Raw genomic sequence first — 19,180 nt, 5'->3', positions numbered from 1 at the left:
GCCTATATAGGCAGGGTATGGCAGCCCAAGGGCTGAACGAAAACCCCCGGGAACTACATGACCACGCTTTCGCAAATCGCATGGGACGATACCGTCCTGCCGTTCCAGCTCGACCGTTCCGACGTGCGCGGCCGCATCGCGCGCCTTGACGGCGTGCTGGAACAGGTGCTCGCACAGCACAACTATCCGCCGCTGGTCGAGGCCCTGGTGGCCGAGATCGCGCTGCTCACCGCGCTGATCGGCCAGACCATCAAGCTGCGCTGGAAACTGTCGATCCAGGTGCGCGGCAATGGCCCGATCCGCATCCTCGCGACCGACTATTACGGCCCCGGCGAGAATGGCGAGCCCGCCCGCATCCGCGGTTGGGCCAGTTTCGACGCCGACCGGCTCGACCCCGACGCGCCGCCCTTCGCGCAGATCGGCGAGGGCTATTTCGCCATCCTGATCGACCAGGGCGAGGGCACGCTGCCCTATCAGGGCATCACGCCCCTGGACGGCGGCTCGCTTGCCGCCTGCGCCGAGACCTATTTCGCGCAGTCCGAACAGCTGCCCACCCGGTTCGAACTGGCCTATGGCCGCTCGATCCTGCCCGGTCAGGGCGAACGCTGGCGGGCGGGCGGCGTGATGCTGCAGATGATGCCCGCCGTTGCCGGCTCGGGCGCCGCGCGCGAGGGCTCGGGCGAGGGTGGTCTGCTGCGCCACACCGACATCCTGGCGGGTGCGGAGGACGAGAACTGGGTCCGCGCCAATGTCCTGCTCGACACCGTCGAGGACATGGAGCTGATCGGCCCGGGCGTCGAGCTGACCAGTCTGCTGGTGCGCCTCTTCCACGAGGAAGTGCCGCGCGTCTTCGATCCGCAGCGGGTCGAGTTCGGCTGCACCTGCTCGGCCGAGCGGGTGCGCGACAGCCTGGCGATCTATTCCGCCAAGGACATCGGCCACATGACCACCGAAGACGGCAAGGTCACCGCCGACTGCCAGTTCTGCGGCGCGCATTACGAGTTCGATCCGGCCTCGCTTGGCTTCGAGGCGACGGTGGCCCCCGACGGCACGCCGAAGGCCGGCGCCGATGAGTGACCCTTTCGCCCCGGTTCTGGCCGCCCTGGCCCGTCCGGGGCGGCCCTCCTCGGATTATGATCTGAACCCGGGCGTCGTTCTGCCCGAGGGGCGCAAGCTGCGCCCGGCGGGGGTTCTGGTCGCGCTCGAGGAACACGAGGCGGGGCTGCGGCTGTGGCTGACGAAGCGCAGCTCGCACCTGCGCCATCACCCCGGCCAGATCGCCTTTCCGGGCGGCAAGGTCGAAAGCGGCGATCCGAGCCCGGCGATGGCCGCGCTGCGCGAGGCGCGCGAGGAAATCGCGCTGCCGCCCGAGAATGTCGAGATCCTCGGCACGCTCGAGCCGCATGAAACCGTCACCGGCTTTCTCGTCACCCCGGTGATCGCCCGCGTCGCCCGCCCCTTCGTGCCGCAGGCCGAGCCCGGCGAGGTCGAGGAAATCTTCACCGTGCCTTTCGCCCATGTCGCCGATCCCGCGCGCTTCCGCATCGAGAAGCGGCGCTGGCGCGGCACCTGGCGCAGCTATTACGTCGCGCCCTTCGGCCCCTATTACATCTGGGGGGCGACCGCACGGATCCTGCACGCGCTGAGCGACCGGATGGCACCATGAGGCTGACCGGCGCCTGGATCGAGGCCGCGCATGTGCAGCGCGTGCTGGCGATGCTCGCGGCGGGCGGGCATCTGGCCTTTCTGGTCGGCGGCTGCGTGCGCAATGCCGCCCTTGGCACCGCGGTCTCGGACATCGACATCGCCACCGACGCCCGGCCCGAGCAGGTCGTGGCGCTGGCCGAGGCGGCGGGGCTGCGCGCCGTGCCGACCGGGATCGAGCATGGCACGGTCACGGTGATCGCCGATCACGAGCCACACGAGATCACCACCTTCCGCCGCGACATCGAGACCTTCGGCCGCCACGCCACCGTCGCCTTCTCGACCCGGATCGAGGAAGACGCGGCGCGGCGCGACTTCACGATGAACGCGCTTTACGCCCGCGCCGACGGCACCGTGCTCGACCCGTTGGGCGAGGGGCTGGCCGATCTGGCGGCGCGCCGGCTGCGCTTCGTCGGAGACCCCGGACAGCGGATCCGCGAGGATTACCTGCGCATCCTGCGCTTCTTCCGCTTCACCGCCTGGTATGGCGCGCCGGAGGAAGGGTTCGACGCCGAGGGGCTGGCCGCCTGCGCCATGCTTGCCGAGGGGATCGAGCGGCTGTCGCGCGAGCGGGTGGGCCACGAGATGCGCAAGCTTCTGGGCGCCCCCGATCCGGCCCCCGCCGTGGCAGCAATGGCCACAACCGGCATCCTGCCGCATGTGCTTCCGGGTGCCGATCCGGCCGCCCTTGCGCCGCTCGTTCACCTCGAGGCCGGGCAGCCCGCCGACCCGATCCGCCGGCTGGCGGTGCTGGGCGGCACCGATCCGGCCGAGCGGCTGCGGCTGTCGAAACCCGAGGCGCGGCGGCTCGAGCGGCTGCGCGAGGGCGCGCTCTCGGGCGCGGGGCCGGCGGTGCTGGGCTATCGGCTCGGCGCGCGCGACGGGCTGGATGCAGTGCTGCTCCAGGCCGCGCTGACCGGCACGCCGCTTGCCGAAACCAGCCGCAACAGGGTCGATTTCGGCGCCGCGCAACGCTTCCCGGTGCAGGCCGCCGACCTGATGCCGGCGCTGCAGGGCGCGGCACTCGGCGCCCGGCTGAAGGAGCTCGAGGCGCGCTGGATCGGCTCGGGCTTTGCCCTCGACCGCGCGGCGCTGCTGGGCTGAGCCCTTTCCCCCGGCCGCCCCGCCCCTATATTCGGCAGGCAGAAAGGGTTTTCGATGATCGACGCATTTCGCCCCGCCGAGGGGCCACCGCCACAGCGCCTTGGCGCCTTCTTCCGCTGGTGCCTGCGCGGGGCCTGGCCCGCGATCTGGGTCTCGGGCTTCTTCTCGGCCGCCGCCGGCACGATGGAGGTTGCCGCCGCCTGGCTTCTGGGCCTTGTCATCGACAGCGCCACCGGCACCCCGGGGCCGAGCTACCTGCACGACAACTGGGCGCTGCTGCTGGCCTTTCCGCTGTTCTACCTGGTGATCCGGCCGGCGGCCTTCGGGCTCTCCACCTGGTCGTCGAACATGCTGATCGGGCCGAACGTGATGCCGCTCGTGCTGTCGCGGCTGCACCGCTGGACGATGGGCCAGGCGGTCACCTTCTTCGACAACGACTTTGCCGGCCGCATCGCGCAAAAGCAGATGCAGACCGCCCGCGCCGTCACCGACACCATCTCCGAGGTGATCGGCACGGTGTTCTTCGCTCTTGCCTCGATCATCGGCTCGGTGGTGCTGCTCGCCGGCATCGACATCTGGGGGGCGCTGGCGCTGGCCGTCTGGCTGGTCGCATATCTGGCGCTGATCCGCAGCTTCCTGCCGCATGTGCGCGGCCGGTCGAAGGCGCGGGCCTCGGCCCGGGCGATGGTCACCGGCCAGGTCGTCGACACCATCACCAACATCAAGACGGTGAAGCTCTTCGCCCATGCCGAGCATGAGGACCGCGCCGCCCTTGGCGCGATGGAGACCTTCCGCGACCGCGCCCGCGATTTCGGCGTCACCAGCACCTGGTATCGGCTGTCGCAGATCACCTTCTCGGGGATCTTGCCGATTCTGCTGGTCGGCGGCGCGATCCTGATGTGGCAAAAGGGTGCCGCGACCCCCGGCGACATCGCCGCCGCCGGCGCCATCGCGATCCGCATCGCGCAGATGTCGGGCTGGGTGTCGCAGGCGCTGATGGCGATGTGGGGCAATGTCGGCGAGGTCGAGGACGGCATGCGCACCCTGACCCCGGCACACGAGCTGACCGACGCCCCCGGCGCGATCGCGCTGGACCGCGTGCAGGGCGAGATCATCTTCGACCACGTCTCCTTCGCCTATGGCCGGCAGGCGGGCGGGCTCGATGACGTCACCCTGACCATCCGCCCGGGCGAGCGGATCGGCATCGTCGGCGCCTCGGGGGCGGGGAAATCGACCCTCGTCGCGCTGCTGTTGCGGCTTTACGACACCGAGAAGGGCGCGGTGCGCATCGACGGCCACGACCTGCGCGAAGTGACGCAGGAATCCCTGCGCCGGCAGGTCGGCATGGTCACGCAGGAGACCGCGATGTTCAACCGCTCGGCGCGCGAGAACATCCTCTACGGCCGCCCCGACGCGACCGAGGCCGAGATGATCGCCGCCGCGAAGGCCGCCGAGGCCGACGAGTTCATCCGCGGCCTCGTCGATTTCCAGGGCAAGTGCGGCTATGACGCGGCGCTTGGCGAACGCGGCGTGCGGCTCTCGGGCGGGCAGCGGCAGCGCATCGCGCTTGCCCGCGCCTTCCTCAAGAACGCGCCGATCCTGGTGCTCGACGAGGCAACCTCGGCGCTCGACAGCGAAGTCGAGGCGCAGATCCAGGGCGCACTGATCCGGGTGATGGAGGGCAAGACCGTGCTTGCCATCGCGCACCGGCTGTCGACCATCGCCGAGATGGACCGCATCGTCGTTCTCGACCGCGGCCGCATCGTCGAACAGGGCAGCCATGCCCAGCTGCTCGCGGCGCAGGGGCTCTATGCCCGCTACTGGAGCCGGCAATCGGGCGGCTTCCTTGGCACCGAGGAGGACGCCGACGCCGCGGATGCCGCGCAATAGCAATGGCGCGGCGGGCCCGGCTTTGCTACTTCCCGCGCAAAGGAGCCTGCCATGACGCTGACCATCGACCGCCTTTCGCTGCATGCCGACGGGGTTGCCCACGGGCCCGAGGGCACCGTGCATGTCGCCATGGTCCTGCCCGGCGAGGAGGTCGAGGGCGAGATCGAGGCCGGCCGCATCGCCGCGCCGCGCATCCTCACCCCCTCGGCCGACCGGGTGAAGCCGCCCTGCCCGCATTACTGCGCCTGCGGCGGCTGCGTGCTGCAGCACGGCTCGGACAGCTTCGTCGCCGGCTGGAAGGCCTCGGTGGTGCTGAATGCGCTCGCACAGCGCGGCATCGAGGCGACGGTTGTCCGGGTCGAGACCTCGCCCGAATTCTCGCGCCGCCGCGCCACGCTTGCGGGCCGGCGCACGAAGAAGGGCACGCTTGTGGGCTTCCATGCCCGCGCCTCGGACACGCTGGTCGAGGTGCCCGGCTGCCGCATCCTGCGCCCCGAATTGCTGGCGAAGGTGCCCGCGCTGCAGGAGGCGACCGCGCTTGGCGCCTCGCGCAAGGGCGAGATCGCCTTCGCCCTGACCCTGAGCGAGGCGGGCGTCGAGATCGCCGCGAAGGGCGGCAAGGACATGGACCCGGCGCTCTTCGAGGCACTCGCGGACCTTGCCAGCCGCCACGACCTTGCCCGGCTGAGCTGGGGCGACGAGACCGTCGCCGCGCGCCGCCCGGCGCAGCAGGTCTTTGGCCGCGCCCGCGTCACCCCGCCGCCCGGCGCCTTCCTGCAGGCGACGGCCGAGGGCGAGGCGGCGCTGGTGGGCTTCGTGCGGCAGGCCGTGGGCAGGGCCGCCCGCGTCGCCGATCTCTTCGCCGGCTGCGGCACCTTCGCCCTGCCCTTGGCCGAGACCGCCGAGGTCCACGCCGTCGAGGGCGAGGCCGCGATGCTCGCGGCACTCGATCGCGGCTGGCGCGAGGCGCAGGGCCTCAAGCGCGTCACCCACGAGGCGCGCGACCTGTTCCGCCGGCCGCTGCTGCCCGACGAGATCGACCGATTCGACGCGGTGGTGATCGACCCGCCCCGCGCCGGCGCCGAGGCCCAGATCGGCGAGATCGCCGCCTCGCGACTCGGCCGGCTGGTGCATGTCTCGTGCAACCCCGTCACCTTCGCGCGCGACGCCCGCCGTCTGCTGGATGCCGGTTTTTCACTCGAAGACCTGATCGTCGTCGATCAATTCCGCTGGTCGGCGCATGTCGAGCTTGCAGCGCGTTTCGAGCGGCGCTAGGGGCTTCGCGCGATCCGAGGATTGTGCTAGGATCAGCGAAAAATGAGCAGCAGATAACAGGCATGAACATGCACCGGCGCACACTTCTTGCGGGACTTTCGACCGTTCCGTTCCTCTCCGCCTGTGGCGGGGATTCGAGCAAGTTTCAACGCTATTCCGGCCCGCCCGTGACCCAGGTCCAGGTGCACAAGGCCCAGCGCGAGATGTATCTGATCTCGGGTGACAAGGTCGTGCGCGACTACAAGGTCGCGCTTGGCGGCAACCCGGTCGGCCGCAAGCAGTTCGAGGGCGACGGCCGCACCCCCGAGGGGCTTTACTACATCAACCGCCGCAACCCGAATTCGGCCTATCACCTGTCGCTCGGGATCTCCTACCCGAATGACCAGGACCGCGTCTTCGCCGAATCGCTCGGCCGCAAGCCCGGCGGCGACATCTTCATCCATGGCCGCGCCGGCAAGGACGGCGGGCGCCAGGACTGGACCGCCGGCTGCGTCGCGGTGACCGACCCCGAGATCGAGGAGATCTATGCCATGGTCAACCCCGGCACGCCGGTGTTCCTGATGCCCTGAGCGGCGGGCAGATCCCGGACGCAGATCCCGGACATGGCAAAGGGCCCCGCGGGGCCCTTTTTCATGCGCTGACGGAAGCGGACCGGGCTCAGTTGTGCCCGGTCACCATGGTCCACCAGATCTTGCCCGAGGGCTCCTGATACCAGGCAAAGCCCATATCGGTCGCCGAGGGGTTCAGGATCACGTCGCGGGTGTCGGCCAGGCTCATCCAGGCCGAGAGCGTCTCGGTCTCGGTCTCGTAGGTCTCCGAGATGTTCTCGCCCACCACCTCGCCGTTGAAGCCCTGCCGGCGCGCCCGGTCGAGCGGCGAGGAGCCATCCGAGCCCCAGTGCCACGGCCGGTTCTGCTGCGCCATGTCCTGCGAATGCGCCGCCGCCGCCGCCATCAGCTGCGGGTTCAGCGCGACGGGCGCGGTGCCGCGCGCGGCGCGCAGCGAGTTCACCGCCTCGAGCACACGACCGGGGATTTCCTTCCCGACCTTCGAGGTGATCTGGTACACCTGCGGCAAGGGCTTGCCGTCAGGGCCGAGTTCGGGCCCCGCGGGCTGGCAGGCGGCCACTGCCATCACGGCAAGCAGCATCAGGGCTTTCACGCTGGTCATTCTCTGTCCCCTGGAATTTCAGCGCCGAGCCTTACACCGCTGGCCGAGGCCACGCAAACCCACAGTTGCGTGAAATCACCTAATGACGATGGTTTGATTTGCACCTGCGGCAAAGGCGCACTAATGCTGCGCGCGAAGCGGCCGCGGGACTCGGCCGCAAGCGGAGTTGACCCATGACCATCGCGCGCAAAACGCTTGATCGTCGCGCTTTCCTCGGCACTGCAGCGCTCGCCGGGGCAAGCCTTGCTGCCCCTGCCGTGTTCGCCCAGACGCCCGACGCCGGCCTCGAGAGCTTCGAGGAATCGGCGAACACCAACATGCGCCGCAACATCTCGAGCTTCCGCGAGCTCGACTGGCACGACTATTTCAGCAACACCACGAACGGCGCCATCCTCGTCGACACGGTCTCGCGGTGTCTGCATTTCTGGTCCGCCGACCAGTCGGTCTACAAGCTCTACCCGACCTCGGTTCCGGTCTCGGACGAGCTGACCCGCCGCGGCCGCACCGAGGTGATCCGCAAGGTCGAGGGCCCGACCTGGTCGCCCACCCCCTCGATGAAGCAGCGCAACCCCGACTGGCCGGATTTCGTGCCCGCGGGCCCGGACAATCCGCTTGGCACCCATGCGCTCTATCTCAGCTGGCAGTATTACCGCATCCACGGCACCCACGACACCCGCAAGATCGGGCGCAAGTCGTCGAACGGCTGCATCGGTCTTTACAACCAGCACATCAAGGAACTCTACGGCCTGACCAAGGTCGGCACCCAGGTCGTGCTGATCTGAGCCACGCCGCACGGCGGATGCAAAAGGGCCCCCCGGGGCCCTTTTTTCATGCCCGTTCCCCAGCCCCCCTTAGCTGTAGGTGCGCTCGCGCAGATCGACGCGCTGCAGCATCTCGTTGCAGGCCTTCACCAGCGCCGCCTCGGCATCCGACAGCCGCCGGCGCGGGTTGGTCAGCAGGTAGATGTTCACCAGCGGCAGCTCGTCATAGGGCGGCAGCTGGCGCAGCAGGCCCTGGCTGACATCCGCCCGCGCCACATGCAGCGGCAGCGCGCCGATACCGACGTTCGACACGATCATCCGCCGCAGCTCGAGCAGGTTCGACGACACCCCGCTCCAGCGCGTCGAGATCTTGGCGCGCAGCCGCAGCCGGGTGACGGGCTCGAGCGCGCCGCCCTCGACCTCGGTCTGGAACGACACCGCGCGCTCGTCCTCAAGCTCGGACAGCGCAATCTGCGGCTGGTGGAACAGCCGGTGATGCGGGCCGCAGAACAGGCCGAAATATTCGCGGTAAAGCACCTGCGCCTGCAATTCGGGCGGGATCCGGTTCAGCAGGCAGATCCCGAGCGAGGCGCGGTTCTGGCTGATCCGGCTGACCACCTCGTCGCTTTCCGCCACGGTGATCGAGAAGCTGACCTTCGGCTGGTGCTCGGTGAAGGCGCGCAGCACCTCGTCGAAATGCTCGGACACCACATGCGAGGTGGTGGCGATGGCGATGTGGCCGCGCAGCTCGGTGCTGCCGGTTTCCAGCAGCGAGGGCAGCTGCGACACCGCCCCGAAGATCGAGGAACATTCGGCATAAAGCAGCTGTCCCGCGCGTGTCACCCGGAAATCATTGGGTTTTCGCACGATCAGCTGATGCCCCGCGCTGTCCTCGAGCCGCTTCAGCGCCGAGGAGATCGTCGGCTGTTTCAGGCCCAGGAAATCGGCCGCGCGCGAGATGCCGCGTTGCTCCACCACCACCATGAAGGTGCGCAGCAGGTTCCAGTCGAGGGTCCAGGGGAAACGCTGTTCGTAGGGCCTGACCATTGATCATATCTATATTGATAATTCTCATTACTTATTTGCGTAATACTGCGTGACGTGCAACCTCCATCACAGAGCGGCCCCGGTGCCGCTGCACAAAATCATCAAGAGTCGCCGCACCGACGGCGTCCCCCAACAGGAGAGTGCACGAAATGACCAGCCGCAGAAGTTTTCTCAAATCCGCCCTCGTTGCGGGCGTGGCGCTTGGCCTTGCAGGTCCGGCCGCGGCCGACGAACTGGCCACGCTGAAGGACAAGGGCGTGCTGCGCATCGCCATGTCGGGCGCCTACCCGCCCTTCAACTTCGTCGATGACAGCAACCAGGTCGTCGGCTTCGACCCGGCGATCGGCACCGAGATCGGCAAGCGCATGGGCCTGAAGGTCGAGATCGTCACCACCGCCTGGGACGGCATCATCGGCGGGCTGCTGGCGAACAAGTACGACGCCATCGTCGGCTCGATGTCGATCACCGACGAGCGCAAGCAGGTGGTCGATTTCGTCGGCCCCTATTACCGGATGCGCCGCGGCATCTTCGTCGCCAAGGACAGCAAGATCGCCACGCTCAACGACCTGAAGTCGGCGACGCTCGGCGCCACTCTCGGCGAGACGCACGAGCAATGGGCGCGCGAGGCGGGCTACAAGGTGCGCACCTACAAGGGCCTGCCGGAACTGCTGATGGAGCTCGAGCACGGCCGCGTCGACGCGATCGTGAACGACGACATCCCGGTGCTGCTGGCGATCCGCAGCCAGGATGCGCCGGTGCGCCAGCTCGAGGTCGAGCTGCCGGGCGTGGCCGACGAGGCCGGCATCGCCATCCGCAAGGGCAACCCCGAACTGCACAAGGCGATGCAGGACGCGCTTGACGCGATGCAGGCCGACGGCACCTATCTGGCGATCGCGCAGAAATGGGTGGGCGGCGACATCCGCTGACGTCCGCCCCCGCCCGCATCGCCCGGCCCTTCGCGCCCGGGCGGTGCGCCGCGTCCGATCCCCCAAGCGACAGGTCCGCCCGTCATGGACACAGATCTCATCCTGAGGGTCTATCCCTTCTTCCTGCAGGCGGCCGTCGTCACCGTCGAGCTTTCGGTGCTGACCGTGCTGATCGGGCTTGCCTGCGGCGCGCTCGGCGCTGCGGCGCGGCTGTCGCGCCACGCCGCGCTGCGCTTTCTCGGCGCCGCCTATGTCAGCGTCATCCGCGGCACGCCGGCGCTGATCCAGCTGTTCCTGCTCTATTTCGGCGGGCCGCAGATCGGCCTTCAGCTTGATGCCTTCTCGGCCGGGGTGATCGGCCTTGGCATCAACATCGGCGCCTACATGACCGAGACGATGCGCGGTGCGATCATCGCCGTCGATCATGGCCAGATCGAGGCCGCCCGCACCCTCGGCCTGTCGCGGCCGCAGGCCTTCCGCAAGGTGGTGCTGCCGCAGGCGATGCGGCTGATGATCCGCCCGCTCGGCGTCAACATCAACGCCCAGATCAAGGCCACCGCCCTCGTCTCGGCGATCTCGGTGATCGAGCTGACCTATACCGCGCAGCGCTACATCGGCTCGACCTACAAGCCGTTCGAGATGTTCCTGCTCGCCGGCGTCCTGTACCTCGCGATCATCACCGCGACCGGCAAGGTCATCACCTTCCTCGACCGCCGGGTGCGCCTGCCATGAGCCGCTCCCACCCTCTTCTCCAGCCGAAAGGTGCACGCCATGGGGCTTGATTTCTCCGTCGTGCCGTCCTTCGCCGGGGCGCTGCTGCTCGGGGCGTTGTGGACGGTGCTGCTGACCGTCGTCTCGGCCGTGCTCAGCTTCCTGGGCGGCATCGCGCTTGCGGTGATCGCGCTGTACGGGCCCTGGGCGATCCGCCTGCCGGCGCGCTTCGTCGCCTGGCTCTTCATGGGCACGCCGCTGCTGCTGCAGCTGTTCCTGATCTATTTCGGCCTCGTGCAGATCGGCATCGACCTGCCCGCCTTCGTCGCCGGGGTGATCGGACTGGGCCTGCATTACGCGGTCTACAATTCCGAGCTGATCCAGACCGCAATCCTCGCCGTCGACCGCGGCCAGATGGAGGCGGCGCGCACGCTCGGCCTGTCGCGGCCGCAGGCGCTGGTGCGGATCGTGGTGCCGCAGGCGGTGCGCTCGGTGGTGCCGCCGATCGGCAACAACATGATCGCGCTGCTCAAGGATTCGGCCCTCGTCTCGGTGATCGGGGTGGCCGAGCTGACCCTTGCCGCGCAGCTCGCGATCGGCCGCACCTACCGCGCCTTCGAGTTCTACGCCGCGGCCGCGGTTCTCTACTACGTCATCAACCTCGGGATGGAAGCCGTCCTGCGCCGGATCGAACGGCGCATCCGGCTCTCCCGCTGAGAGATCGGAAGCGACATGACCCAGACCCCTTTCGTCGAAATCCGCCACGCGCAGAAATCCTATGGCTCGCTCGAGGTGCTGCGTGACGTCAACCTGACGGTGAACCGTGGCGAGATCGTCGCGATCATCGGCCCCTCCGGCTCGGGCAAGTCGACGCTGCTGCGTGCGATCAACGATCTCGATCCGCTCAGCGCGGGCGAGGTGCTGCTCGAAGGCGTGCAGGTGAACAAGACCCTGCCGCACCACCAGTACGAGGCGCATATCAACGAGATGCGCCAGCACATCGGCATGGTGTTCCAGCACTTCAACCTGTTCCCGCACCTGACCGTGCGGCAGAACGTGACGATGGCGCCGAAGCTGCTCAAGCGGTTTGGCGAGGCCGAGGCGAACCGGCTGGCCGAGGAGCAGCTTGCCCATGTCGGCATGCTCGAACGCATCGACTATTACCCCTCGCAGCTCTCGGGCGGGCAGAAGCAGCGCGTCGCGATCGCCCGGGCGCTGGCGATGAAACCGAAGCTGATGCTGTTCGACGAGGCGACCTCGGCGCTCGATCCCGAGCTGGTCGAGGAGGTGAACCAGGTGATGAAGCGCCTCGCCGAAGAGCACATGACGATGATCATCGTGACCCACGAGATGGATTTCGCCGCCTCGGTCTGCGACCGCGTGATCTTCATGGACGGCGGTGTCGTCGTCGAGGAAGGCCCGCCCTCGGTGGTGTTCAAGACCCCCGCCCAGGAGCGGACCCGGAACTTCCTGCGCAAATATCTCGAAGGTGCAAAATGACCGAGAATCAGTCCCATCTGTTTTACCAGTCGCGCCAGCCGCGCCCCTTCCTCGACCGCGGCGAGGGGATCTATCTTTATGACGAAAGCGGCAAGCGCTACATCGACGGCTCGTCGGGGGCGATGGTGTCGAACATCGGGCATTCGAACCCGACGGTGCTGGCGAAGATGAAGGCGCAGATGGACCGCGCCACCTTCGGCTACCGGCTGCATTTCCGCACCCGCCCCTCCGAAGATCTGGCGGCGCGTCTGGCCGCGCGCATGCCCGCGGGGCTCGACCGGATCTTCTTCGTCTCGGGCGGCTCGGAGGCGGTGGAGACGGCCGAAAAGCTCGCCCGGCAATATGCCGTCACCCAGGGCCAGCACAGCCGCTGGAAGGTGATCTCGCGCAGCCCCGCCTATCACGGCGGCACCCTTGGCGCGCTGGCGCTGACCGGCGGCAAGCTGTTCGCCGGCCCCTTCGCGCCGATGTTCCGCGAGATGCCGCATGTGAAGGCGCCGCAGACCTATCTCGACCTCGACAACCTGACCGAAGAGGCGCGTGGCATCCGCTATGCCGAGATGCTGCGCGAGCGGATCGAGGCCGAGGGCCCCGAGACCGTGCTTGCCTTCATCATGGAGCCGGTGGGCGGCGCCTCGACCGGCGCGCTCGTTGCCCCCGACAGCTATTACACCCGGATCCGCGAGATCTGTGACGAATACGGCGTGATCCTGATCTATGACGAGGTGATGACCGGCGCCGGGCGCACCGGCACCTTCCTCGCCTGCGAGCACTGGGGCATCACCCCCGACATCGTGGCGATGTCGAAGGGGCTCGGTGCGGGCTATGCGCCGCTCGGTGCGGTGGCGGCGCGCGCCGACATGGTCGAGGCGCTGCTTGATGCCGGCGGTTTCCTGCACGGCTTCACCTATGCCGGCAACCCGCTCGCCTGCGCCGCAGGGCTTGCGGTGCTCGACGAGATGGAAGAGCACGGGATCATCGAGCATGGCGCGCAGATGGGCGAGGTGCTGAAGGCCCGGCTCGAGGCGCTGATGGAACGCTATCCCTTCATCGGCCATGTCCGCGGCAAGGGGCTGCTGCTGGCCTTCGAGATGGTCTCGGACCGCGCCACGATGGCGCCGCTGCCGAAGGAATGGAACGCCTACAGCGAGCTGGTGGAACTCGCCTATGACCGCGGTCTCATCATCTATTCGCGCCGCACCCGCGGCGGGGTCGAGGGCGACCATTTCCTCGTCTGCCCGCCGCTGATCATCACCGAGGCGCAGATCGACGAGCTGATGGCGATTCTGATCGACGCGCTCGATGCCTTTGCCGCGGCGCATGACCTGCCGGTGCAGGCGGAGGCCGCGGCGTGACCAGCCTTCCCGACAAGACCGCCTCGATCGAGGCGGCCATCGCCGCCATCCCGGATGGCGCCACGATCATGGTGGGCGGCTTCGGCGTGCCCGGCACCCCCTTCACCCTGCTGCGCGAGCTGCTGCGGCAGGGACAGACCGGGCTCACCCTGATCAAGAACGACGCCAACGAGACCGGCATGGGCCTTGACCACCTGATCGCCGCGGGCCGGGTGCGCAAGCTGATCGCCACCCATATCGGGCTGAACGCCCATGCCATCGCCGCGATGAACGAGGGCCGGCTCGAGGTCGAGTTCTGCGCACAGGGCATTCTGGCCGAGCGCATCCGCGCCGGCGGGGCGGGCCTGCCCGCGATCCTGACCGACATCGGGCTCGACACCGAACTGGCCGCCGGCAAGCAGCGCGTCGAGGTCGGGGGCCGCCCGCTGCTCGTCGAGACCGCGCTGCGTGCCGATGCGGCACTGATCCACGCCGACCGCGCCGACCGTTTCGGCAACCTCGCCTATGTCGCCACGGCGCGGAACTTCAACCCGCTGATGGCGATGGCCGCGCGCCTCGTCATCGCCGAGACCGAGACGCTCCTGCCGCTCGGCGGGCTGGCCCCCGACGCGGTCGAGACCCCCGGCGTCTTCGTCGACCGGATCTGTCCGCTTACCGAGATCAGCGAGGAATACGGCGTTGTCAGACGATAAGACCCCCGATCCGCGCCGGCGCATGGTCGCCCGCGCCGCCCGCGAGATCACCCCGGGCATGGTGGTGAACCTCGGCATCGGCCTGCCGACGCAGGTGGTCGACCATCTGCCCGCGGGCTTCCCGGTCTGCCTGCACACCGAGAACGGCATGGCCGGCATCGGCCCGACGCTGCCCGCGGCCGAGGCCGACCGCAACCTGATCGACGCCGGCGGCGCCTATGTCTCGCCGATCCCGGGCTCGGCCTATTTCGACAGCGCGGTGAGCTTTGCGCTGGTGCGCTCGGGCCGGCTCGACCTGACCATGCTCGGCGCCTTCGAGGTGGCCGAGACCGGCGATCTGGCGAACTGGAAGATCCCCGGGCGGTTCTCGCCGGGCGCGGGCGGCGCGATCGAGCTGGCGCAGAAGGCGCGGCGGGTGGTGGTGCTGACCACCCACACCGACCGCAAGGGCAATCCGAAGCTGCTTGCCCGCTGCTCGCTGCCGCTCACCGCCACCGCCCATGTCGCGCGGATCTTCACCGATCTTGCGGTGGTCGACATCACCCCCGCGGGCTTCGCCCTGCGCGAACTCGCCCGCGGCGTCACCGCGCGCGAGGTGCAGGAGGCGACCGGCGCCCCGATCGCCCTGCCCGTGGGCGACATTCCGACATTCTGAGGCAAAAGATCATGGACCCCGACCTTTCCACCCGCATCCTCTCGGCGGTCGATGCGCTCTTCGAGCGCGAGATCGACTTCCTGTGCGAGCTGACCGCGCATCCCTCGACGCGCGGCAACGAGCAGAGCGCGCAGGCCTTCATGGCAGATGAGATGGCCGCGCGCGGCCTTGCCGTCGACCATTGGCAGATCGCGCTTGACGAGATCCGCGACCAGCCCGGCTTCTCGCCCGTCCTCACCCCTTACGAGGACGCCTGGAACGTCGTCGGCAGCCACCGCAGCCGCAGCCGCAAGGGCCGCTCGCTGATCCTGAACGGCCATGTCGACGTGGTGCCAGCAGGCCCCGGGGAGATGTGGAGCACCCCGCCCTTCGCACCGCGCATCGAGGACGGCTGGCTTTACGGCCGCGGCGCGGGCGACATGAAGGCGGGGCTGGCCTCGAACCTCTTCGCGCTCGATGCGCTGCGCGCGCTCGGGCTGCAGCCGGCGGCCGATGTCTTCGTGCAATCGGTGGTCGAGGAGGAATGCACCGGCAATGGCGCCCTTGCCTGTCTGGTGCGCGGCTATCGCGCCGATGCGGCGCTGATCCCCGAGCCCTTCGAGGAAAGCCTCGTCACCGCGCAGCTCGGGGTGATCTGGTGTCAGGTGCATCTGCGCGGCCTGCCGACCCATGTCGCCTATGCCGGCAGCGGCGCGAATGCGATCGAGGCCGCCTTCCCGCTGATCGAGGCGCTGCACGGGCTCGAGGCGCGCTGGAACGCCCCGGCCTGCCGCCATCACGATTTCGCCCATGCCCATCACCCGGTGAACCTGAACATCGGCCGCATCACCGGCGGCGACTGGCCGAGCTCGGTGCCCGCCTGGTGCGTCTTCGACCTGCGCATCGCGGTCTATCCGGGGCAGGATCTGGCCACCGCCCGCGCCGAGATTGAGGAAGTGATCCGCGACGCCGCCCGCGCCAATCCCTTCCTGCGCGACGCCCTGCCCGAGCTCGTCTATCACGGCTTCATGGCCGAGGGCTATGCGCTCTCGGACGACGGCTCGGCCACGGCCCGCGCCGCGATCGAGACGATCGACCGCGCCCATCTGGGCGCCACCGGCGAGGCACTGCCGCGCCGCGCCATCACCGCCACCACCGACGCGCGCTTCTTCGGCCTTTATGCCGACACGCCGGCCATCGTCTATGGCCCGCGCGCCGAGGCGATCCACGGCTTCGACGAGCGCGTCGAGCTGGAAAGCATCCGCCGCGTCACCCGCTCCACCGCCCTTTTCATCGCCGACTGGTGCGGCGTCGAACCCGTCTGAGGACCCAAAGAATGCGCGAAGCCGTCATCGTCTCCACCGCCCGCACGCCGATCGGCAAGGCCTATCGCGGCGCCTTCAACGACCTCGAGGGGCCGGCACTGGCCGCCCATGCGATCCGCGCCGCGGTGGCCCGCGCCGGCCTCGAGGGCGGCGAGATCGAGGAGGCGGTCTTCGGCTCGGCCCTGACCCAGGGCAGCACCGGGGTGAACGTCGCGCGCCATGCGGTGCTGGCCGCGGGCCTGCCCGACACGGTGGCCGCGGCGACCGTCGACCGGCAATGCGCCTCGGGGCTGAACGCGATCGCTGCGGCCGCCCACATGATCGCCGTCGAGGGCGTCGAGGTGGCGCTGGCCGGCGGGCTCGACAGCATCTCGCTGGTGCAGAACGCAACGTGGAACGGCAGCCGCTACCGCTGCCCGGGGGTGCCCGACAGCTATTACATGACGATGATCGAGACCGCCGAGGTGGTGGCACAGCGCTGCGGCGTCAGCCGGTCGGCACAGGATGCCTATGCGCTGCAAAGCCAGGCGCGCACCGCGGCGGCCCAGGCCGCAGGCCGGTTCGCGGCCGAGATCGTGCCGGTCGAGGCCCTGCGCCGCGTCACCGACAAGGCGAGCGGCGAGACCCGGAGCGAGCCGGCGCGGCTCGAACAGGACGAATGCAACCGCCCCGGCACCACGGCCGAGGGGCTGGCGGCGCTGGCCCCGGTGCTGGGCGCCGAGGGCTGCGTCACCGCCGGCAATGCGAGCCAGCTGTCGGACGGCGCCTCGGCCTGCGTGCTGATGTCGGCGGCCGAGGCGGCGCGGCGCGGGCTGACCCCGCTTGGCGCACTGCGCGGCTTTGCCGTGGCCGGCTGCGCGCCCGAGGAGATGGGCCTCGGCCCGCTGCGCGCGATCCCGCGGCTTCTCGACCGCGCCGGGCTGCGCGTCGAGGACATCGACCTGTGGGAGATCAACGAGGCCTTCGCGGCACAGTTGCTGCCCTGCCGCGACCGGCTCGGCATTCCCGACGAGCGGCTGAACGTGAACGGCGGCGCGATCGCGATCGGCCATCCCTACGGCATGTCGGGCGCCCGCATGGCGGGGCACCTGCTGCTCGAGGGCCACCGCCGCGGCGCGCGCCTTGGCGTCGTGTCGATGTGCATCGGCGGCGGCCAGGGCGCGGCGGGTCTGTTCGAGATCTTCTGAGGGATCAGCGGGTCCAGCCGGCGAGGTTTTCCTCGACCACTTCCATCAGCGCGCGCACATGCGGTTCGTCGTCGTTGAGGCAGGGGATGTAGGTAAAGCTCTCGCCGCCCGCATGCACGAAGGCCTCGCGGATCTCGCCGTTGATCTCCTCGAGCGTCTCGATGCAATCGGCCGAGAAGGCCGGCGAGATCACCGCGATGTTCTTCTTGCCGGCCTTCGCAAGCTCGGCCACATGCTCGACGGTATAGGGCTTGAGCCATTCCTCGCGGCCGAAGACCGACTGGAAGGTGGTGTCGATATCGCCCTTCTGCCAGCCAAGCCGTTCCATCAGCAGGCGCGAGGTCTTCTGGCACTGGCAATGGTAGGGGTCGCCCTCCATCAGATAGCGCTTCGGCATGCCGTGATAGGAGGCCACCAGCACGTCGGGGCGGGCGGGCAGCGTGGCATAGACCCGCTCGACCGATTGCGCGAGCGCGTCGATATAGCTCGGCCGGTCGAAATACTCGGGCACGGTGCGGGCGGCGGGCGCGCGCTTTTGCGTCATCAGCGCGCGGAAGAAGGCATCGTTCGCGGTGGCGCTCGTGGCGCCCGCGTAATGCGGATAAAGCGGGAAGAACAGGATCTTCTCGCAGCCCGCCTGCACCATCCGATCGACCACCGAGGCGGTCGAGGGATTGCCGTAGCGCATGCAGAAATCGACCATCACGCCGGTGCCGAAGCGCGCCTCGATCGCCTCGCGCAGCTTCGCCACCTGGTTTTTGGTGATCGTCATCAGCGGGCTTTCGTTCGCCTCGGTGTTCCAGATCGAGCGGTAATTCGCCCCCGAGGTGAACGGCCGCTTCGTCAGGATGATCAGCTGCAACAGCGGCTGCCATTTCCACGACGGGATGTCGATCACCCGCTTGTCCGAGAGGAATTCACTCAGATAGCGCCGCATCGACCAGTAGTCGGTCGCGTCCGGCGTGCCGAGATTGGCAAAGAGCACCCCGATCTTCGCTTGCGGCACCGGCGGGTGGTCTGCGGGGGCGTGGGCAAGGCGCGGGTTCGGGTCGATCTTCATCTCATGTCCTGTCGCTTCGGGAGCCACCCCCGACTTATCGCGTTTTGCCCCCGGGTCAATGCGACCGTTGCAATCAGCACAGAACACCCTACCTTGAAGGCATGACTTTCAGCATGATGATTTCGCAAAGCGCCCCACCCGCGCTCGCGCCCGCGCACGCCTCGCTTTTTCTCGACTTCGACGGCACCCTTGTCGGCATCGCGCCGCGCCCCGACGCAGTGGTGGTGCCGCCGGGCCTTGCCGCGCATCTGCGCCGGCTCTCCGACGCGTTCGACGGCGCGCTTGCCATCGTCTCGGGCCGCTCGCTGCCGGAACTCGCCCGCTTCCTCGACGGCTTCGAGGGCCTGCTCGTCGGCAGCCACGGCGCCGAGGCGCGGGGGATGACGCCCCCCCTTGCCCATGCCCCCGCCGGCATCGGCGCGGTGCAGGCGGCGCTTTCGGCCTTTGCCGCCCGCGAAGGCCTGCTCTACGAGCCGAAGACACTCGGCGGCGCGGTGCATTTCCGCGACCGGCCAGCGGCCGGGGCCGCGGTGGCAGCCTTCGCCGACGCCCTCGCCGCGGCAAGCCCGGGATTTGCCGTGCAACCCGCGAAGATGGCCTTCGAGCTGAAACCCGAAGGCGCCTCGAAGGACCGGGCGCTCGCCGCACTCGCGGCGCTGCCCGCCTTTGCCGGCCGCGCGCCGGTCTTTCTGGGCGACGATGCCACCGACGAGCCGGCGCTCGCCTGGGCCGGCGCGCAGGGCGGTTTCGGCGTCAAGGTCGGCCCCGGCGACAGCACGGCGCGCTATCGCCTGCCAGATCCCGGCGCGGTGCTGCGCTGGCTTGGCATGGAGGGCTGA

The 19,180-nt window shown here is 69.0% G+C and carries 20 protein-coding genes; 17 read left to right on the top strand and 3 right to left on the bottom strand.

Annotated features, from left to right (window positions below; all coding sequences use genetic code 11):
* The first annotated feature begins 57 nt into the window (after positions 1–57).
* The 6 genes from hslO to EOW66_RS08650 all read left to right on the top strand — a co-directional run bounded on the left by hslO (position 58) and on the right by EOW66_RS08650 (position 6,542).
* On the top strand, positions 58–1,077 hold the full coding sequence (gene hslO, locus EOW66_RS08675; RefSeq protein ID WP_128156001.1) for an Hsp33 family molecular chaperone HslO: 1,020 nt from the start codon (positions 58–60) through the stop codon (positions 1,075–1,077).
* Positions 1,070–1,666, top strand: a complete 597-nt coding sequence (locus EOW66_RS08670) for a CoA pyrophosphatase (protein ID WP_128156000.1) — start codon at positions 1,070–1,072, stop codon at positions 1,664–1,666. The genes hslO and EOW66_RS08670 overlap by 8 nt, the downstream gene beginning before the upstream one ends.
* Positions 1,663–2,808 (top strand): CCA tRNA nucleotidyltransferase, encoded by a 1,146-nt coding sequence (locus tag EOW66_RS08665; RefSeq protein ID WP_128155999.1) that lies wholly within the window; start codon positions 1,663–1,665, stop codon positions 2,806–2,808. Before EOW66_RS08670 ends, EOW66_RS08665 begins: the two co-directional genes overlap by 4 nt.
* A 54-nt stretch (positions 2,809–2,862) precedes the next feature.
* Positions 2,863–4,698 (top strand): ABC transporter ATP-binding protein, encoded by a 1,836-nt coding sequence (locus EOW66_RS08660; protein ID WP_128155998.1) that lies wholly within the window; start codon positions 2,863–2,865, stop codon positions 4,696–4,698.
* Between the two features lie 51 nt (positions 4,699–4,749).
* Complete coding sequence (locus EOW66_RS08655; RefSeq protein WP_128155997.1) at positions 4,750–5,973, top strand: class I SAM-dependent RNA methyltransferase; 1,224 nt, start codon at positions 4,750–4,752, stop codon at positions 5,971–5,973.
* A 68-nt stretch (positions 5,974–6,041) separates the two neighbouring features.
* A complete protein-coding gene (locus EOW66_RS08650) occupies positions 6,042–6,542 on the top strand; it encodes a L,D-transpeptidase family protein (protein ID WP_113898674.1) in 501 nt (166 codons plus the stop codon).
* Positions 6,543–6,630: 88 nt separating this feature from the next.
* Here the strand turns inward: EOW66_RS08650 and EOW66_RS08645 are convergent, their stop codons facing one another.
* Positions 6,631–7,143, bottom strand: coding sequence for a CAP domain-containing protein (locus EOW66_RS08645; RefSeq protein ID WP_113898513.1), 513 nt, complete (start codon positions 7,141–7,143; stop codon positions 6,631–6,633).
* Positions 7,144–7,316: 173 nt separating this feature from the next.
* On the opposite strand from EOW66_RS08645, the gene EOW66_RS08640 reads away from it, so the two are divergent.
* On the top strand, positions 7,317–7,925 hold the full coding sequence (locus EOW66_RS08640) for a L,D-transpeptidase (RefSeq protein ID WP_128148946.1): 609 nt from the start codon (positions 7,317–7,319) through the stop codon (positions 7,923–7,925).
* A 69-nt stretch (positions 7,926–7,994) separates the two neighbouring features.
* Here EOW66_RS08640 and EOW66_RS08635 read toward each other — a convergent pair whose 3' ends face one another.
* Positions 7,995–8,951, bottom strand: a complete 957-nt coding sequence (locus EOW66_RS08635; protein WP_128155996.1) for a LysR family transcriptional regulator — start codon at positions 8,949–8,951, stop codon at positions 7,995–7,997.
* 149 nt (positions 8,952–9,100) lie between these two features.
* Between EOW66_RS08635 and EOW66_RS08630 the strand changes: the two genes are divergently transcribed.
* The 9 genes from EOW66_RS08630 (at position 9,101) to EOW66_RS08590 (ending at position 17,281) form a co-directional block, all read left to right on the top strand.
* The gene (locus tag EOW66_RS08630; protein ID WP_128155995.1) at positions 9,101–9,877 is read left to right on the top strand and encodes a transporter substrate-binding domain-containing protein; all 777 of its coding nucleotides are present in this window, start codon (positions 9,101–9,103) and stop codon (positions 9,875–9,877) included.
* An 84-nt stretch (positions 9,878–9,961) separates the two neighbouring features.
* Positions 9,962–10,609 carry an amino acid ABC transporter permease gene (locus tag EOW66_RS08625; protein WP_128155994.1) on the top strand — a complete coding sequence of 216 codons (648 nt, stop codon included), beginning with the start codon at positions 9,962–9,964 and terminating at the stop codon, positions 10,607–10,609.
* 39 nt (positions 10,610–10,648) lie between these two features.
* A complete protein-coding gene (locus EOW66_RS08620) occupies positions 10,649–11,305 on the top strand; it encodes an amino acid ABC transporter permease (protein WP_128155993.1) in 657 nt (218 codons plus the stop codon).
* Positions 11,306–11,320: 15 nt separating this feature from the next.
* Positions 11,321–12,088 carry an amino acid ABC transporter ATP-binding protein gene (locus EOW66_RS08615; RefSeq protein WP_128155992.1) on the top strand — a complete coding sequence of 256 codons (768 nt, stop codon included), beginning with the start codon at positions 11,321–11,323 and terminating at the stop codon, positions 12,086–12,088.
* Entirely contained in the window at positions 12,085–13,443 is a 1,359-nt protein-coding gene (locus EOW66_RS08610; RefSeq protein ID WP_128155991.1) for an aminotransferase family protein, read from the top strand. The genes EOW66_RS08615 and EOW66_RS08610 overlap by 4 nt, the downstream gene beginning before the upstream one ends.
* Positions 13,440–14,135: a CoA transferase subunit A gene (locus EOW66_RS08605; RefSeq protein WP_128155990.1), complete on the top strand. Its 696-nt coding sequence runs from the start codon at positions 13,440–13,442 to the stop codon at positions 14,133–14,135. The genes EOW66_RS08610 and EOW66_RS08605 overlap by 4 nt, the downstream gene beginning before the upstream one ends.
* Complete coding sequence (locus tag EOW66_RS08600; RefSeq protein WP_239017540.1) at positions 14,122–14,790, top strand: 3-oxoacid CoA-transferase subunit B; 669 nt, start codon at positions 14,122–14,124, stop codon at positions 14,788–14,790. The genes EOW66_RS08605 and EOW66_RS08600 overlap by 14 nt, the downstream gene beginning before the upstream one ends.
* Before the next feature lie 11 nt (positions 14,791–14,801).
* The gene (locus EOW66_RS08595) at positions 14,802–16,094 is read left to right on the top strand and encodes an ArgE/DapE family deacylase (RefSeq protein ID WP_128155989.1); all 1,293 of its coding nucleotides are present in this window, start codon (positions 14,802–14,804) and stop codon (positions 16,092–16,094) included.
* Between the two features lie 11 nt (positions 16,095–16,105).
* On the top strand, positions 16,106–17,281 hold the full coding sequence (locus EOW66_RS08590; protein ID WP_128155988.1) for an acetyl-CoA C-acyltransferase: 1,176 nt from the start codon (positions 16,106–16,108) through the stop codon (positions 17,279–17,281).
* Positions 17,282–17,285: 4 nt separating this feature from the next.
* Here the strand turns inward: EOW66_RS08590 and hemH are convergent, their stop codons facing one another.
* Positions 17,286–18,341, bottom strand: coding sequence for a ferrochelatase (hemH, locus tag EOW66_RS08585; RefSeq protein ID WP_128155987.1), 1,056 nt, complete (start codon positions 18,339–18,341; stop codon positions 17,286–17,288).
* A 113-nt stretch (positions 18,342–18,454) separates the two neighbouring features.
* Here hemH and otsB point away from each other — a divergent pair, with 113 nt between their 5' ends.
* Positions 18,455–19,180, top strand: coding sequence for a trehalose-phosphatase (gene otsB / locus EOW66_RS08580; protein WP_239017539.1), 726 nt, complete (start codon positions 18,455–18,457; stop codon positions 19,178–19,180).

The sequence above is a fragment of the Paenirhodobacter huangdaonensis genome (assembly GCF_004022465.1).
GTDB classification, from domain to species: Bacteria; Pseudomonadota; Alphaproteobacteria; order Rhodobacterales; family Rhodobacteraceae; genus Rhodobacter; species Rhodobacter huangdaonensis.
The sequence above is the reverse complement of the archived record's forward strand: the minus strand, read 5'-3'. Positions and strand labels throughout refer to the sequence as shown.

Coding starts and splice junctions, on each gene's coding strand:
- hslO (WP_128156001.1), top strand. CDS start 58: ATGACCACGCTTTCGCAAATCGCATGGGACGATACCGTCCTGCCGTTC.
- EOW66_RS08670 (WP_128156000.1), top strand. CDS start 1,070: ATGAGTGACCCTTTCGCCCCGGTTCTGGCCGCCCTGGCCCGTCCGGGG.
- EOW66_RS08615 (WP_128155992.1), top strand. CDS start 11,321: ATGACCCAGACCCCTTTCGTCGAAATCCGCCACGCGCAGAAATCCTAT.
- EOW66_RS08650 (WP_113898674.1), top strand. CDS start 6,042: ATGCACCGGCGCACACTTCTTGCGGGACTTTCGACCGTTCCGTTCCTC.
- EOW66_RS08595 (WP_128155989.1), top strand. CDS start 14,802: ATGGACCCCGACCTTTCCACCCGCATCCTCTCGGCGGTCGATGCGCTC.
- EOW66_RS08625 (WP_128155994.1), top strand. CDS start 9,962: ATGGACACAGATCTCATCCTGAGGGTCTATCCCTTCTTCCTGCAGGCG.
- EOW66_RS08645 (WP_113898513.1), bottom strand. CDS start 7,143: ATGACCAGCGTGAAAGCCCTGATGCTGCTTGCCGTGATGGCAGTGGCC.
- otsB (WP_239017539.1), top strand. CDS start 18,455: ATGATGATTTCGCAAAGCGCCCCACCCGCGCTCGCGCCCGCGCACGCC.
- EOW66_RS08665 (WP_128155999.1), top strand. CDS start 1,663: ATGAGGCTGACCGGCGCCTGGATCGAGGCCGCGCATGTGCAGCGCGTG.
- EOW66_RS08630 (WP_128155995.1), top strand. CDS start 9,101: ATGACCAGCCGCAGAAGTTTTCTCAAATCCGCCCTCGTTGCGGGCGTG.
- EOW66_RS08655 (WP_128155997.1), top strand. CDS start 4,750: ATGACGCTGACCATCGACCGCCTTTCGCTGCATGCCGACGGGGTTGCC.
- EOW66_RS08660 (WP_128155998.1), top strand. CDS start 2,863: ATGATCGACGCATTTCGCCCCGCCGAGGGGCCACCGCCACAGCGCCTT.
- EOW66_RS08610 (WP_128155991.1), top strand. CDS start 12,085: ATGACCGAGAATCAGTCCCATCTGTTTTACCAGTCGCGCCAGCCGCGC.
- hemH (WP_128155987.1), bottom strand. CDS start 18,341: ATGAAGATCGACCCGAACCCGCGCCTTGCCCACGCCCCCGCAGACCAC.
- EOW66_RS08620 (WP_128155993.1), top strand. CDS start 10,649: ATGGGGCTTGATTTCTCCGTCGTGCCGTCCTTCGCCGGGGCGCTGCTG.
- EOW66_RS08640 (WP_128148946.1), top strand. CDS start 7,317: ATGACCATCGCGCGCAAAACGCTTGATCGTCGCGCTTTCCTCGGCACT.
- EOW66_RS08635 (WP_128155996.1), bottom strand. CDS start 8,951: ATGGTCAGGCCCTACGAACAGCGTTTCCCCTGGACCCTCGACTGGAAC.
- EOW66_RS08590 (WP_128155988.1), top strand. CDS start 16,106: ATGCGCGAAGCCGTCATCGTCTCCACCGCCCGCACGCCGATCGGCAAG.